Below are 13,947 nucleotides of genomic sequence, written 5' to 3'. Positions count from 1 at the left end.
CCTGAAAGATGATCAGGTTGATAGGTCAGAGGTGGAAGCGTGGCGACATGTGGAGCTGACTGATACTAATAGATCGAGGACTTAACCAACGCTTTAAAAAAAATGAAATACCTTCTTATTATCTAGTTTTGAAGGAATGAAAATTTCTTCTTGCATTTTCTCAAAAAGACGTTATAATAATATATGTCTTGAAACAATGTTAACATTGTTTGGTGACGATAGCGAAGAGGTCACACCCGTTCCCATTCCGAACACGGCAGTTAAGCTCTTCAGCGCCGATGGTAGTTGGGGGTTTCCCCCTGTGAGAGTAGGACGTCGCCAAGCTTATATTGTTCCGCAGTAGCTCAGTGGTAGAGCATTCGGCTGTTAACCGAACGGTCGTAGGTTCGAGTCCTACCTGCGGAGCCATTATTGGAGAGCTGTCCGAGTGGCCGAAGGAGCACGATTGGAAATCGTGTAGACGGGTAACCCTGTCTCAAGGGTTCAAATCCCTTGCTCTCCGCCATTTATACCTGGCCCGTTGGTCAAGCGGTTAAGACACCGCCCTTTCACGGCGGTAACACGGGTTCGAATCCCGTACGGGTCACCATTTAGACAACATATTGGAGGATTAGCTCAGCTGGGAGAGCATCTGCCTTACAAGCAGAGGGTCGGCGGTTCGATCCCGTCATCCTCCACCATTATTCAATAAGATCAGGTTGTTTCTCTATAAAGGATTGATCATTCATCCCCTTGAAACGCTCAACACGAAAACTTGATTCATAATAGTAACATTAATACCGTCGCGGGGTGGAGCAGTCCGGTAGCTCGTCGGGCTCATAACCCGAAGGTCGCAGGTTCAAATCCTGTCCCCGCAATCTATGGTCCCGTGGTGTAGCGGTTAACATGCCTGCCTGTCACGCAGGAGATCGCGGGTTCGATTCCCGTCGGGACCGCCATTTTATTGTTTGGCTCAGTAGCTCAGTCGGTAGAGCAAAGGACTGAAAATCCTTGTGTCGGCGGTTCGATTCCGTCCTGAGCCACCATAGTAGTGCCGGTGTAGCTCAACTGGTAGAGCAACTGACTTGTAATCAGTAGGTTGGGGGTTCAAGTCCTCTTGCCGGCACCATGTTTCATCCATATGCGGAGGGGTAGCGAAGTGGCTAAACGCGGCGGACTGTAAATCCGCTCCTTCGGGTTCGGCAGTTCGAATCTGCCCCCCTCCACCATCTTTCTTACAGGGGTATAGTTTAAAGGTAGAACAGAGGTCTCCAAAACCTCCAGTGTGGGTTCGATTCCTACTACCCCTGCCAATTTCAATCCTATAATGGCGATTGTGGCGAAGTGGTTAACGCACCTGATTGTGGTTCAGGCATTCGTGGGTTCGATTCCCATCAGTCGCCCCATTTAATAAAACATGGTATAATGATTACAACGTTAATGGGCTATAGCCAAGCGGTAAGGCAACGGATTTTGATTCCGTCATGCGAAGGTTCGATCCCTTCTAGCCCAGCCATATGCGAAAGTAGTTCAGTGGTAGAATACAACCTTGCCAAGGTTGGGGTCGCGGGTTCGAATCCCGTCTTTCGCTCCAAAAACGTTGGCGGCATAGCCAAGCGGTAAGGCAGAGGTCTGCAAAACCTTTACCACCGGTTCGATTCCGGTTGCCGCCTCCAACATACATGCCGGTGTGGCGGAATTGGCAGACGCGCACGACTCAAAATCGTGTTCCTCTGGAGTGCCGGTTCGACCCCGGCCACCGGTATCATGAAAAACGTTAATGAACGTTGAGTTAAAAGGATTCTTACAGAAAATGTAGGAGTCCTTTTTTCGTTATCTACATACGATTTTCTCCGAAATAATCTGATTCATATAATCGTGCGACCTGTCAAAGGAGAATCAATATTTGATGAGGCGTACCAACGATTTAACCCCTGTTGAAATTGCTAAAATCCATGTAAATGTAAAGTCTAATGCAATAGACTTCAAAACCGCCCTAGAACGCTTCCTTGATGACTGTGAAATAAGGAATTGTCGTTCACAAACCATCCAATATTATAAAAATGAGTTGGCAGTTTTCTATAAAATCCTTAGAGAGCAAGATATTGAGGTCAATCTAAAAGGTTTAGTATCAGATCATATAAAACAAAATGTCATTCGTTATATGAAAAGGAAAAACTGTAAAACAGTAACCATTAATACGCGATTAAGAGCGATAAGAGCATTCTTCAATTTCCTTGTTAGGGAACGGCTAATAACGAAAAAACAAAATCCTATGAGTGAAGTAAAATTACTTAAGGATAGGAAGTACGCTGTTCCTACATATACAAACGATGAAATTAACCTTCTCTTTAAACAACCTAATCAAAAGAAATTTACTGGCATAAGAGACTTAACAATCATGATGCTACTGCTTGAAACAGGTATAAGGGCATCTGAATGTATAGGAATTAATATCAAAGACATTGATTTTTCAAGATCCAGATTATTGATTCAAAACACTAAGGGATATAAACAACGTTTTGTACCAATTCAAGACAAGATGAAAAATCAACTTCAACGATTCCTTACAATTAGAGGATTGTTGGAACACGATTATCTGTTTGTAAATATAGACAATGATCCATTAACGAAAAGACAGATGCAATCACAAATATCAAAATATGGACGAGCTTTTAATGTGAGAGCAACATGCCACAAATTCAGGCATACTTTCGCTCGTTTATCTGTAGAGGGTGGAGCTGGCATATTTGAACTACAGGCAGTTTTAGGACATACATCAATGGAAATGGTTAAGCATTATGTTAATTTGTTTTCTGATGACGTTGTTAAAAAGCATAAAGAATTTTCACCAATTGAGAATCTAAATAAAAAGGTGAAAAAGAATCAATAATTAAACAAAAAAAAGACTGCTGGTACTCGACATACCGGCAGCCTGTTGCAAATTGCACAGAGAATGCAATAAGCCTCAACCTATTGTAATTGTATGGGATTTTTCGTAAAAAATCAAACATCCCATGCTTATTTCTCTGTGCCTTTCAATCTGTTCAAATGTTCTTATAAGGAGAGAATAAGCATGAAATCAGGAAGAATAGAAGATTTTAAACATTTATCAAAGTTTCGTGATACAAAAGATTTTAATAATCAAATTGAACAATGGATGATCGACATTAAAGATCAGTTTACCAAGTCAGAACTAGTCGCTTTGAAACGTCTTATTCGCTATGCTTGCAAGTTTTCTGGTGTATCGAATGCTAAGATACAAACTATCGTAGCCGCTATTCATAAGGACACTATCGGCATTTCAAGAAGCACGTTCGAACGAATGTTACGCAAAGCCAAGAAACTGGGAATAGTTAAAATTCAAAATACAAAGCGTGGTAACTTTCAGGGCCACAACGTATATACATTCTTGCCTTATCCTTCAAAAAAAGAGGAAATAAAAGAATCGTATTTAAATGAAGTAGTTAATCCTGAGAATAATGAAGGAGCAATAAAAACTACTATTCTTTCTAAAACTAACAACCAAGATTTAAAAAAACGTAAGGAGCCGATTGATTCAACATTTACGAATTAATCAGTTCCTAAAACATTCAAGAACCTTGCAAAGTGTTTCTTTGACGATGCTAATACGATTGAATCTTACTGGAACAGGGTACAAATTGCAGCTTGGCGGAAATAGATGTGAACAGAATGCGGATCAAGTATTAGACGTTGCTATTGTTAGCTTTAAGCAGCTAATCGGTAAAATGAAACGTTCAAGGGTACGGGATGCTTTCGGTTATTTCTATGGAATCTTAGACAAGAAATTTAACAATATATTTTACGATGAACTTTTTAAACTTGGTATCCAGAATAGTGGGTAAGTGATAACTTATTAGTAAGTGGTTGTTAAGTTGTTAGTAAGGAGTATCCTTGCTGCTTCTATGTGGTGAAGGCAATCGATAATTCGATTTTATAACTCGTTGCAAATGCTCTCTGGATGCCTTTACCAGAATGGAATGAAAGGAGGGAGCAAGGTTAACACTTTAATCACTGGCGGTTTAACAGTTGCGGTATTTTTTTAAAGGCTTTGTTAAAGATTAATGTTGATTTTTGAACAAATAAAAAAGACCACCTATAAGTGGTCTTCTTTATTGCATCCTTTGGATTCCTTATTCAACTAGTCTGGCCTACAGCAGTAATTTTACAAGTTGAAATTGCAAATCTAACGATTGTTTCAGGGCTTATTGGTAAAGTACCTAACACAATGCCGAGACCTGTTTGTTCCACGTTAAAATCTGCTGCAATAGAACCATTACTTGCTAAAAGATTCACTGTAGAACCGATTAGTGTATTCAGCAATTGTCTGATTGGTCGTTCACGACAATCACATTCGCACCCAAAATTAACAGGTGGCAACAAGTTGATAGTAGGTCCTGGTGGTAAAAATCCTACCCCTGTTACATCAGAAATATTTACCTCAAAAGTTGTCACTCCATTTGTAACAGTAACTAAAGAATCATTCACGTCAATAATAGTGTATAAAAAAAAGAGAGGAGGTACATTTGGTGCGTCTGCAATAGTGCCAAGAATTACTTCTTGCCCAACAAGTTGTTGTAAGACGGACTGAAGTGGAGAAACACAACAGTCACAAAGACTGCCACAAGGTCTTGGAGGAAAAAAGTTACAACCTTGTGGCGGTGTTAGTTTTTCTAAACAAGAGTTTAATAATTGATGTTTCCGTAATTTCGTAGATTCTGGTCTATATTTTGATGAAAAAAATCGATTGTTTGTAATTATAATCACCCCTTTCTAATTCAGTATATTTTCAACTTCACTAAACGTCTGTGAACTTACCTATTTATTTTGGTGTTAGAGAAGAAATTCTTATTAAACTAAACTGCCCCGTTAGTTCATCAAGAATATCAACAATACCCTCCGTTGATCTGTAAAAAGATACCGTTAATAAGTATCAATAATTAGCCCTGTGCATATTTGGTATATGTTTGGCATAAACTTTAGCAAGAGTGTAGCTTGCAAACAGAGGCTAAAGTTGAGATAGCTAATACAATACTACTACTTCAGACAAGTGGGAGTTAATTGGAGGGATTCAAATGGCAAATAAAAAAGTTGTTAATTTCACACATGAATTTAATGGAGAAGGTAAGGAAGAATTAAAGGACATATTTCAAAGACAGTTTGTAAGATGGGTGAATACACAAAAAGGATATTCGTATTTAAAGTTAAAAACAAAATAAAAAGATGCCCTTAAAAAAGGACACCTTCAGCACTTATAAAGTAGAATATCTTCGAATGTTTTCACGTTCAATAAGCAAAATGTCTTCTCCTATTAACTCGTTATATTCGTTAAGCAGAAATCCAAGATCAATATCAGATAAGTTGTTTTCCTGCATCAGATTAGCGACTAAAGGAGACGAACTAGGATGTGATGGGTTAAGCGTAATCTTCTTATTCTGCTTCACTAATTCAATAAATTGCTTGATAATATTTAATTCAGTCTGTTTCTTACCAGAAGCATAAGCGTAGATCATAAAGCTGCCGTTTCTTTTAACATTAATATTTTCTTTTTCAAGGTACATTTCATTTTCAAAACTGTCTAATATCTTAAATAGCTTTCTTCCACTAAATCGGCGATAAGTAAAATTTATAACGCTACGATCAGAAAGAAGTAGGTCATCTTTATTGAATTTAACCTCTCCGTGTTCCTTCACAAGTTCAGAGAATTCTTTTACAATTTGTTCATCCGTTAAGGCCTTTTCTTCGTTAATAAACATATTCTTTACCTTCCTTTTCTAATTCTTCAATAGTCATATCAGGGAAAATTTGTCGAAACTCTTTTAAAATGTTCAATTCTGGTTGCAATAATTGTTTATTTGCTGCTTTCTTCTTGAGTATTTCTAATATACCTTTATCGTTGAACTGTTTTAACAGTCGTATATCTGCGGTTTCTAGTTCTTCGATGCCTTCAAGGTAATTAATAGATGTTTCATTTTCGGCTGCTAACCACTTTAGATCATCATTATTAGAAACAAGTTCCTTATCGTTGTCTAGCTGCTCAATGCCTTCTAACCAATTTTTCATAATCCTTTTGCCTCCTCGTATTAGTTCAAGTTTTCAATTCCTTCAAGGTAGTTAATTTCATAATTCGAAGCTACTTCCGGAAAATTCAATTCTGTATTTGATTTTTTAGCAACTTCCCAAGATAACGATTTAGAACATTGGCCGGTTGGTTCCTCGACTAGCGCGTTACCGATGAATTTTATTCCTTTTAATATCCTTCCGTTAATCGTTTGCTCTTCAGAATTATAAGAACATTCCATAGAACAAAATAACTGTCCGCTTAAATGCATTTCATAAAGAGAAGCAACTAACTCCGGATAGCGCGACTTATATAACTTTGCAGTAACTTCTAAGTGTTCTTTACCGTCATTCTGGATAATCCTAGAAGCTGTATGATGTCCAACTATTACCGATTGTTTTTCGAGCTTAGGGAGTGTTCTGTAGGTGCTTCGAAAATATCGGGAATAACATAAAGAGGAGTATCGATAATTGTATCTTTTGTCTTCATGACTTCTTCCTTTGTAAAAATAGCGCCGTTTAAATTGGAATAATCCAGAGTTACAAGAATTAACGTAAGAAGTACATAATCTTCAGTCGAACTTGTTTCATATCCGTCAAGTTCATCAATGCGTTCTATTCCTTCTAAAAAGCTCATATTGCTGTTCCTCCATTTGTTTAATAAGTGCTGGCCCTCACCAGAGAAAAGGGGAGGGGAGTGAGTTGTATAAGAACTAATACAATCCTTACCGTGTTTTTGCTTGCTTCCTTTTCTGGCTAAGGCTACCTTCAGTTATTTTCCAGAGTCTTATCTTCTTCAGCCACTAGATAATAATGATTAATACCCTTGATTTTCTTAACTTGAATACCAGCAGCTTGTAACATAGCCATTACTTTTGCATCCTTTTTCCTCATTCTTAAACTATCTGCTGATACATTTAAGTAAGCTGCAACTTCTAAAAATGAAACCGGTGATCCGTCAACCGCATAACGTCCGAGTGTTATAGTCGAAATATGTTTAACGAACTCCTGTCTACTGTAGTAAATATTTTTCTTTAGTTTCATTGTTTATTGCCTCCGGTAATTATTGTTTTATGTCCTGTCCTATTGAAATTGCCTTTTGTTTAATTTTGATATCACTCGCTAGTTTGTTTTCAAATTCTTTATAAGAAGTTGCAATCGGCAGATTGCTAATATTGATAAATATTGTTGATATAAAGATTCTTGATAGTCTGTACTGGTGTTACAAATTGTACTTGTATTCCGGATACAACTTACACTTGTATTGCCAGTACAAATCGCTTTTTACTTTCTTTTCGTCCTGTAACCATATGGAGTTAACAAAGTGTAAGAGGAGCTGTTGTGCCTTCTAACACGTTTGATTAACCCTAATTTGACGAGCTGTTTTAAACGTTTATCAATACCGGCCGGAGAAATTCCAAATGCTTCAGCCATCGTTTCACGAGAGTGTGAACAATATCCCTGCTCATGATCCGCTTTTAACCATAACCAAGTTAATAATTGCCCTAATTCCGGTTTAATCTGAGTGATTAATTCTGCATAACCTGTCCAAAATGGCATATATCCGCCAACCTCCAAACCCTTCTTTTTCCATTCTGAGAAAATAGCAGCATGATCGTTTAATTGAACTTTTACAGATAGTTTTTTATTGTCATTTTTCCTGATGATATAAGACTCTTCCTTAGTTTCATTTGTATTAGGGGTACAAGTAACACCTTCAGTTTCTTCTTTGTTGCCATTTTCCTGTTCTTCTGGCAAGGCATCCGGCCCTTTATTTACTTCGATTGATTGTTCGACGACTTCCTTTGCCTTAATTTCTTCGATCCAAAGTTCCTGACTTTCCGAATACAAATCCCAATCCCATTCGCTTAAATCATCTTGTTTTTCCGATGATTGATTACTTCCTGTTTGCTCCTCCTTACCAAAACCGTACTTTGGAAATAGTTCATTAAAACGCTGCCTATCTTCGTCAGTAAAAGTGAAACCATGTCCGTATAATAAAAGGCTTATTGTAGCCGGATCATAATTTTTAGTGATTCTGATGTAATCGATTATTTCCGCGCCTTCAGTTGATTGAATTTGATTAGTGTAAAAGCTGTTATCTGAATTTCCGTAACCTAGCATGTCAGGACTGATGGTCCAAGTGTCGTTTGTGTCCATATCAAGTTATCTCTCCTTAGTGTTTTGATTTAAATTCTTTTACTTTTTTGTTGTGCAAAAATCTTAGGAATGAAAGATGAAAGCAAAGTTTGTTAGCATCAATCATTAACGTTTTTTTGTCATACTGTTTAATCATCTGATCTACTAGTGGCTGCAATTTCTCTGGATACTCATTTCTGTACGTTACAAGGTGCTTTCCGTCTACAAGGTCAACCGTTAATAATCCGATGTTAATACCTTCCACTGTAGCTAAGATTGCAGCCTTATTCATATCAGTCGCTTCAAAGATTTTAATCATCCATTCCATTCCTTTCTGAAGTCCTTTAATCGGTTTATTTGATTTACAATAATGTAAAAATTGATGATTTTTGTTGCTCGTTTACTCGATAACTACTTTCCGAGTGTTCGCGAGTATCGGTTCCGAGTGTTTCGGAATGTGTTCGGAGCATCATTCTTGTTTACTGCCAAAACCAATGAAGCAGTTACAAAAATGAATTATTCGTTCTTAATTTTTCGGAGGAGTGAATTTATTCATATAAAAAAGAGGTCATTCTGAAGGTGTAGGAAAGCCGGTTAATTTTTGGCCCTTCAAAATAACCTAATAATAGGGAAATACATTTGAACAAGCGTGATGAAGGCCTGCTGAAAACCTTCTTCTAAGTTCATTAATACGAAAATTTGTTACCAAAAGCGCGTTTTTAGAAAATATTTTTACGTTTATTTGAAAAAATTAAGTGGAGAAGAAAGAGTGACATCGTTAGAAGGGGAGCATAAAAGGACTCGACCACACGCGTTCTGTTAATTGTCAGATATACGATACGCAAAAATAAAAGGGGAAAGCATATCGAAACGAAGAAAATTGCTCCTGCTGTATTTGTTACATGCGACATATGAGGCAAAAAAAGAACCGGCCAGCTCGACCGATTCCTGTTTGTCTCTTATTTATATAAGTCTTCAACTGCTGCGTGCTTATCCTCTTCAGAAGGTGGTGAATACCTGTCAACTAAAGATTATGGGAAAAATGTTGCATTAGTGGTGAGGCAGGTTTCTCCTATTCCATGGACATATGATATTGAATTCATAAAAAGTAAAATAAATTTTCAAAATAGTCCTTTTGATAAAGGGATTTGGATACTAAATTCTGATCTAAAAATTATAAGGTTGAATTAAGTACAATTATTTGAGAATGAATTTAACAAAATGCGACCCGAGCTTAAGTGTTAATATAAATCATGATAGGCAGGATGGAAATAGCTCCTTTTGTCGAATTTTATTTTATTATGAATGGAGAGATTATATGCCTGATATAGGAGACTGGATAGCGTTGTTAGGAATATTGTTAACAGGTTACTTTAGTTATAGAGTACTAAGAGCTACTGAAGCTACCAATAAGTTATCTGAAGCGACCCTAGAATTAAATAAAGAGATTAAGAAGCAAGAAGAACGGATGAAAAATGAATTTAAATTAAATATGAGGACACAACTACTACCTGGTATATTAGAAAAATCAAGCCAAGCTTATAAAGCTGTAGCAGATACGAATTATACTAAAATACATGATAAAATAACTGCTGGGCCAAAAAAGTTAGATATCGATAAAGAAGTTTTATCAAGTTATTTTGAACCTCATGAGGTGCAATTAATTACAAATGCTTGGACTAAGTATGAGAATTATGTAAATAAATATTATAAGACATCATACTATTACAGTTCAGATATGGATAATAACGATGGAATAGAAAAACTTATTGAACATAATGGTCCTGTTATTGAGGTTTTTAGTGAGTTAGAAAATTATTTTAAAAGTGAACATAAGAATTAAGCATCCTTCTTGGGTGTTTTTTTATATCGTAAAAGGTGAGGAATATTGCTCCTTATAGTTTGGTATTTTTTTCAATTTACCTTGAAAAAGTCTTTAGAATTTGCTATAGTGTTTTTAAATAATATAGTCGTACGGTATATTTTTGAATCAGTTTATTTTTCTTGTGAAAATCCTTAATAATTCAACGTTTTCCTTAAGGGGAAAATTTAACGTTTTTAGCACGACTCAAAATCGTGTTCCTCTGGAGTGCCGGTTCGACCCCGGCCACCGGTATCACGAATAGCGAAGAATCGCTATTACAAAAAGCTTCACACTTAATTGTGTGAAGCTTTTTTGTGTTTATGGCGCACTATAACATATGTACAAATAATGTGCGGGATTATTGTGCATTGATTTTTCATCACTCAAGAATGGAGGCGATACATGAATTTAGGTGCCACAGATATTGTGGGGAGTGATAAGAAATATTTAAAAATTATTTGATCAGCAATAGTATAGAGTACGTTTGTTCTAATGATGAAAATAAAAAACGAATGGAAAGAGCATTAACTCTCCCATTCGTTCCAAAACAATAAATTTAAATTTCAATATTGATTGCATTTAGCTCCGCTTCCGTATAGCCAGAAGAGGATAGTGCTATTTCAATTTCTTCGGCAGCCTTATAATCAAATAATTTAAATTTAGACATTAAAGCGAAAGCATTTTGATTTTCGATTGCCAGGGCAACAGCTTCCACGTCTTGCAGTAGCTTCAGGTCTTCAATGTAGAATTGAGCGGTTCTCATCGCTAAATACTCATTCATTGTAGTCGAATTGTAGAAAAGATTTGTTAAAGTGGTGATTGCGTTAGGAACGAAAATCTTATTCATACTTACCCCTCCACTATTCTTAATATTCTGTCATTAATTCATTTCTAGTATGAGTCACGATAAAAATGTTGTCAATCTTTATCTTATGAGCATTTTAACTCACTAATTGAAAGTAAATCCGTACTCAAATTGATAAAACGAAAACAGGCTATTACAAAGGCAAAAGTGATTGGGAATGAATGCTGCTGAGTTTATGAAACGAACCAACTTACATGTGACATGTTGATTTAAGCTAGATTAATAGGTCTGGTTGAGCATCAAAAAGCCAATGTCACAAGTGGCACGATTAAGAAGAATGTTTTAGAATTTTTTTAGAGATTCTTTCATTGATGATTTCCTTTCTTTGTTTAAAATTATCGAAGGCTTGTAAAACAACAGATCCTTATTGACTGTGAAGAAGGCGGGCTTCCACATTACGCAGCTCTCCGAATGAAACACTATCAGCCACAATTATTTGCAATGTTCTCGTAGCTGTCATTCGTTTGTCTGGATGCTTCATTTGTAGATGCTGTTGTATCGCTCGGAATAGTTCATTATTTTCTGGACGGTGGGCGTTATAAATTTCTTGTAAACTCTTCGATTTCCCCATGGCTTTTCCTACTTTCCATCAAGTGTGAAAGACATATGAAAGCTTAATAATATTCGTATGTCTATATTTCCGTCTGAGCACGTCTAATTCCTTCTTTTTTCAATTAAATCTTCTTTAAAGTTCCTGACTTTTTTACATGGCGTTAGCTTAGCTGTCTTACTGCTTGACTGTTGCCTGTATATGTTGTTGTTTTCCTTTGTCTTTAACACGACCAAAGCAATGCAGAATCATGTTCTGCATTGTGTTGTTAGAATGTTCATATTGAGACATGTTGCACTAGTCCCGTTATCAACCAGGAAATTAGCTCTTTTAACCTTACTTCTATTTATTTTCCGCTTCGTACTTTTTCTAAATAATATCAATGAAATATGGTAATAAATAAAAAACCACTATTTAAGAACACTTCAAATAACAAATTTTCTAAGGGGCGGCAAAATGTGAACAATATGGGATGTCAATGCAGGTCCAATGACGAGTTACAGCAACTGGTCGATCAGGCAAAAGAATATACAAATATGGGAAAGGTGGCAGACTATATACCGGCTCTTGAAAAGGCGAATCCTGGGGATTTATCTGTTGCTATTTACTATCCTGACGGAAAAGGATATTGTGCAGGGGATGTAAGTGGGAAAATGACACTGCAAAGCATATCGAAAGTTTTGACACTTGCTCTCGTATTAATGGAAAAAGGGGAGGAATATGTCTTTTCCTATGTAGGTAAGGAACCCACCGGCGACCCTTTCAATTCGATTGCCAAGTTAGAGACAAACAAGCCATCCAAACCGTTAAATCCGATGATCAATGCAGGAGCATTGACTGTGACCCACATGATCGCAGGTGATAGTGTGAATGAACGATTTCAGCGTATTTTAGATTTTATCCGGGAATTGACTCAAAACCCCACGATTGGTTTTAATGAAGATGTAGCCCGGTCAGAATACAATACAGCAGACTTAAATAGGTCGTTAAGCTATTTTTTAAAGCAGCATAATGTAATAAATGAGGATGTGGAGGACTTAATCGAATTGTACTCGAAGCAGTGTGCCATTGAAATGGATAGTCAGGATTTGGCGAGGATAGGCTGTGTGCTGGCCATGAATGGGAAAGATTTATTGACGGGAAAGCAAATCATCCCCGGGGATATTGCCCGTATTTGCAAGACATTCATGGTCACTTGCGGCATGTATAACGCATCAGGTGAGTTTGCCATAAATGTGGGCATACCGGCAAAAAGCGGTGTGTCAGGGGGAATCATGGGGGCCGTTCCCGGAAAATGTGGGATTGGAATTTATGGTGCAGCGCTGGATGAGAAGGGGAACAGCGTTGCGGGGATAAAAATCTTGGAAATGATGGCGAAAAAGTATTCTTTAAGTATGTTTAATTTTTAAACCTTGACCATTAGCGGTGGGGCGATGATATTAATCAAATTATTTTTCATTCGGATGCTGTCTGGCTAAGGAGAGTCAGAGAAGAGAGAGAATAAAGCTTGGAATAAGAGCTTTTTCGTTTGTTTGGTGTGGTCTTACAGGAAAAGGCCTATCTGATACGATTGGTACAGTAGGATTATCAATTGAGGTTCAGTCTAAAGCCTGAAAGGAACAAATCACTCACTTTCACGGCAAAAAAAGGACCTCTGCACATTCGGCAAGGGTCTTAAGGTGATCATAACAAGTTGGATAGGAGAGATACTTTTTTATATAATGCATGTACCTCTTTATTTCGATGTTCCCCGATGTCATTTCTTAGGTGGCCTTCCATATCGGTCATTAAATCAGCTAATTTCAATGCCTTTTGCCTATCGGAAATATTGCTTCGAATGATGGATTCATATTTTGCATTGTATTCAGTCAGTGACATTTCTTCCGTCCTCCCATAATATCATTTAAGCTGTCCTCTGTTCCTTCATCAGCAATCCCAATGTACTTTAGTGTAATTTCAGGATGTGAATGATTAAGGATCGTTTGTAATTCAGCAAGGTCCTTACTTCGTTTATAGTGCCAGTACCCGAAAGTTTTCCGCATGGTATGGGTACCGACGCCCTCGATGTCCACCATATCCGCTGCTTTATTAAGCTGTCTGTAAGCCTGAATCTTGCTAATTGGCTTATCGCCCTTGCGTGAAGGGAATAGCCATTCACCATCGATGGTCGCTATATAAGCTGCCAATTCATTACATACATTATTAAGCTGTATTATTCTTGGCTTTTTTGTTTTGCCTTCCTTGATGATGACCTCCATCTTACCTTTAATGTCCTTTATCTTCAGCGATAATAAATCAGACACACGCAAGCCGGTATTAATGCCTAACAGAAACAATATGTAGTCTCTCTCGCTGCAATGTCTCTTCAGTGACCATTTCATATCATCTAATTTTTCCAATGATCTGATTGGTTGAACGTCAATTAAATGTTCTTTTGGCAAATGAGATCACCCTTATTTCATGCTAATG

General features: G+C 37.2%; 16 protein-coding genes, 15 tRNA genes, 2 rRNA genes and 1 pseudogene. 23 read left to right on the top strand and 11 right to left on the bottom strand.

The features are described from left to right. The 20 genes from ACQKFG_RS04915 to ACQKFG_RS04820 all read left to right on the top strand — a co-directional run. Positions 1-89, top strand: a 23S ribosomal RNA gene (locus ACQKFG_RS04915); the annotation flags it as partial. Positions 90-208: 119 nt separating this feature from the next. Continuing rightward, a 5S ribosomal RNA gene (gene rrf / locus ACQKFG_RS04910) occupies positions 209-324 on the top strand. Between the two features lie 9 nt (positions 325-333). Next, positions 334-408, top strand: a tRNA-Asn gene (locus ACQKFG_RS04905). 5 nt (positions 409-413) lie between these two features. Next, positions 414-505 (top strand) — tRNA-Ser (locus ACQKFG_RS04900). Positions 506-514: 9 nt separating this feature from the next. Further along, a tRNA-Glu gene (locus ACQKFG_RS04895) sits at positions 515-589 on the top strand. Between the two features lie 15 nt (positions 590-604). Continuing rightward, positions 605-680: transfer RNA gene (locus tag ACQKFG_RS04890), tRNA-Val, on the top strand. A gap of 103 nt (positions 681-783) precedes the next feature. Continuing rightward, a tRNA-Met gene (locus ACQKFG_RS04885) sits at positions 784-857 on the top strand. 5 nt (positions 858-862) lie between these two features. Then, positions 863-938: transfer RNA gene (locus ACQKFG_RS04880), tRNA-Asp, on the top strand. 11 nt (positions 939-949) lie between these two features. Continuing rightward, positions 950-1,025: transfer RNA gene (locus ACQKFG_RS04875), tRNA-Phe, on the top strand. Positions 1,026-1,032: 7 nt separating this feature from the next. Next, positions 1,033-1,108, top strand: a tRNA-Thr gene (locus ACQKFG_RS04870). A gap of 16 nt (positions 1,109-1,124) precedes the next feature. Next, a tRNA-Tyr gene (locus ACQKFG_RS04865) sits at positions 1,125-1,208 on the top strand. Positions 1,209-1,218: 10 nt separating this feature from the next. Then, a tRNA-Trp gene (locus ACQKFG_RS04860) sits at positions 1,219-1,292 on the top strand. A gap of 17 nt (positions 1,293-1,309) precedes the next feature. Then, positions 1,310-1,385, top strand: a tRNA-His gene (locus ACQKFG_RS04855). 35 nt (positions 1,386-1,420) lie between these two features. Beyond that, positions 1,421-1,495 (top strand) — tRNA-Gln (locus ACQKFG_RS04850). Between the two features lie 3 nt (positions 1,496-1,498). Beyond that, a tRNA-Gly gene (locus tag ACQKFG_RS04845) sits at positions 1,499-1,573 on the top strand. Positions 1,574-1,581: 8 nt separating this feature from the next. Further along, a tRNA-Cys gene (locus ACQKFG_RS04840) sits at positions 1,582-1,655 on the top strand. An 8-nt stretch (positions 1,656-1,663) separates the two neighbouring features. Then, positions 1,664-1,744, top strand: a tRNA-Leu gene (locus ACQKFG_RS04835). 141 nt (positions 1,745-1,885) lie between these two features. Beyond that, complete coding sequence (locus ACQKFG_RS04830) at positions 1,886-2,872, top strand: tyrosine-type recombinase/integrase (protein ID WP_427556707.1); 987 nt, start codon at positions 1,886-1,888, stop codon at positions 2,870-2,872. Between the two features lie 183 nt (positions 2,873-3,055). Then, a complete protein-coding gene (locus ACQKFG_RS04825) occupies positions 3,056-3,556 on the top strand; it encodes a hypothetical protein (RefSeq protein WP_427556704.1) in 501 nt (166 codons plus the stop codon). Positions 3,557-3,602: 46 nt separating this feature from the next. Continuing rightward, positions 3,603-3,845, top strand: coding sequence for a hypothetical protein (locus ACQKFG_RS04820; protein ID WP_427556702.1), 243 nt, complete (start codon positions 3,603-3,605; stop codon positions 3,843-3,845). A gap of 292 nt (positions 3,846-4,137) precedes the next feature. Here ACQKFG_RS04820 and ACQKFG_RS04815 read toward each other — a convergent pair. Beyond that, positions 4,138-4,623 (bottom strand): annotated as a pseudogene (locus ACQKFG_RS04815) (bclA protein); the annotation flags it as partial. A 452-nt stretch (positions 4,624-5,075) separates the two neighbouring features. Here ACQKFG_RS04815 and ACQKFG_RS04810 point away from each other — a divergent pair. Further along, positions 5,076-5,219, top strand: a complete 144-nt coding sequence (locus tag ACQKFG_RS04810) for a hypothetical protein (protein ID WP_427556699.1) — start codon at positions 5,076-5,078, stop codon at positions 5,217-5,219. Between the two features lie 33 nt (positions 5,220-5,252). On the opposite strand, the gene ACQKFG_RS04805 is transcribed toward ACQKFG_RS04810, so the two are convergent. The 6 genes from ACQKFG_RS04805 to ACQKFG_RS04780 all read right to left on the bottom strand — a co-directional run bounded on the left by ACQKFG_RS04805 (position 5,253) and on the right by ACQKFG_RS04780 (position 8,518). Continuing rightward, positions 5,253-5,756 (bottom strand): YfmQ family protein, encoded by a 504-nt coding sequence (locus tag ACQKFG_RS04805; protein WP_427556696.1) that lies wholly within the window; start codon positions 5,754-5,756, stop codon positions 5,253-5,255. After that, complete coding sequence (locus tag ACQKFG_RS04800; protein WP_427556693.1) at positions 5,746-6,063, bottom strand: hypothetical protein; 318 nt, start codon at positions 6,061-6,063, stop codon at positions 5,746-5,748. The genes ACQKFG_RS04805 and ACQKFG_RS04800 overlap by 11 nt, the downstream gene beginning before the upstream one ends. A 385-nt stretch (positions 6,064-6,448) precedes the next feature. Further along, positions 6,449-6,697 carry a hypothetical protein gene (locus tag ACQKFG_RS04795; protein ID WP_427556690.1) on the bottom strand — a complete coding sequence of 83 codons (249 nt, stop codon included), beginning with the start codon at positions 6,695-6,697 and terminating at the stop codon, positions 6,449-6,451. Positions 6,698-6,828: 131 nt separating this feature from the next. Next, positions 6,829-7,104, bottom strand: a complete 276-nt coding sequence (locus ACQKFG_RS04790; protein WP_427556687.1) for a hypothetical protein — start codon at positions 7,102-7,104, stop codon at positions 6,829-6,831. 240 nt (positions 7,105-7,344) lie between these two features. Continuing rightward, on the bottom strand, positions 7,345-8,220 hold the full coding sequence (locus ACQKFG_RS04785; RefSeq protein ID WP_427556684.1) for a winged helix-turn-helix domain-containing protein: 876 nt from the start codon (positions 8,218-8,220) through the stop codon (positions 7,345-7,347). Positions 8,221-8,236: 16 nt separating this feature from the next. Then, positions 8,237-8,518 (bottom strand): hypothetical protein, encoded by a 282-nt coding sequence (locus tag ACQKFG_RS04780; protein WP_427556681.1) that lies wholly within the window; start codon positions 8,516-8,518, stop codon positions 8,237-8,239. Between the two features lie 999 nt (positions 8,519-9,517). Between ACQKFG_RS04780 and ACQKFG_RS04775 the strand changes: the two genes are divergently transcribed. Next, positions 9,518-10,042, top strand: coding sequence for a hypothetical protein (locus ACQKFG_RS04775; RefSeq protein ID WP_427556679.1), 525 nt, complete (start codon positions 9,518-9,520; stop codon positions 10,040-10,042). A 577-nt stretch (positions 10,043-10,619) separates the two neighbouring features. Here the strand turns inward: ACQKFG_RS04775 and ACQKFG_RS04770 are convergent. Further along, positions 10,620-10,910, bottom strand: coding sequence for a hypothetical protein (locus ACQKFG_RS04770; protein WP_192207899.1), 291 nt, complete (start codon positions 10,908-10,910; stop codon positions 10,620-10,622). A 382-nt stretch (positions 10,911-11,292) separates the two neighbouring features. Then, the gene (locus ACQKFG_RS04765) at positions 11,293-11,499 is read right to left on the bottom strand and encodes a hypothetical protein (RefSeq protein WP_427556676.1); all 207 of its coding nucleotides are present in this window, start codon (positions 11,497-11,499) and stop codon (positions 11,293-11,295) included. A gap of 446 nt (positions 11,500-11,945) precedes the next feature. Between ACQKFG_RS04765 and glsA the strand changes: the two genes are divergently transcribed. Beyond that, entirely contained in the window at positions 11,946-12,887 is a 942-nt protein-coding gene (gene glsA, locus ACQKFG_RS04760; protein ID WP_192208149.1) for a glutaminase A, read from the top strand. Between the two features lie 274 nt (positions 12,888-13,161). On the opposite strand, the gene ACQKFG_RS04755 is transcribed toward glsA, so the two are convergent. Further along, positions 13,162-13,356 (bottom strand): hypothetical protein, encoded by a 195-nt coding sequence (locus tag ACQKFG_RS04755; RefSeq protein WP_192207901.1) that lies wholly within the window; start codon positions 13,354-13,356, stop codon positions 13,162-13,164. After that, a complete protein-coding gene (locus ACQKFG_RS04750; protein WP_192208150.1) occupies positions 13,347-13,859 on the bottom strand; it encodes a tyrosine-type recombinase/integrase in 513 nt (170 codons plus the stop codon). Before ACQKFG_RS04750 ends, ACQKFG_RS04755 begins: the two co-directional genes overlap by 10 nt. Positions 13,860-13,947 lie beyond the last annotated feature (88 nt).

Source organism: Peribacillus sp. NPDC076916, assembly GCF_050269675.1.
Lineage (GTDB): Bacteria > Bacillota > Bacilli > Bacillales > DSM-1321 > Peribacillus > Peribacillus aracenensis.
The sequence above is the reverse complement of the archived record's forward strand: the minus strand, read 5'-3'. Positions and strand labels throughout refer to the sequence as shown.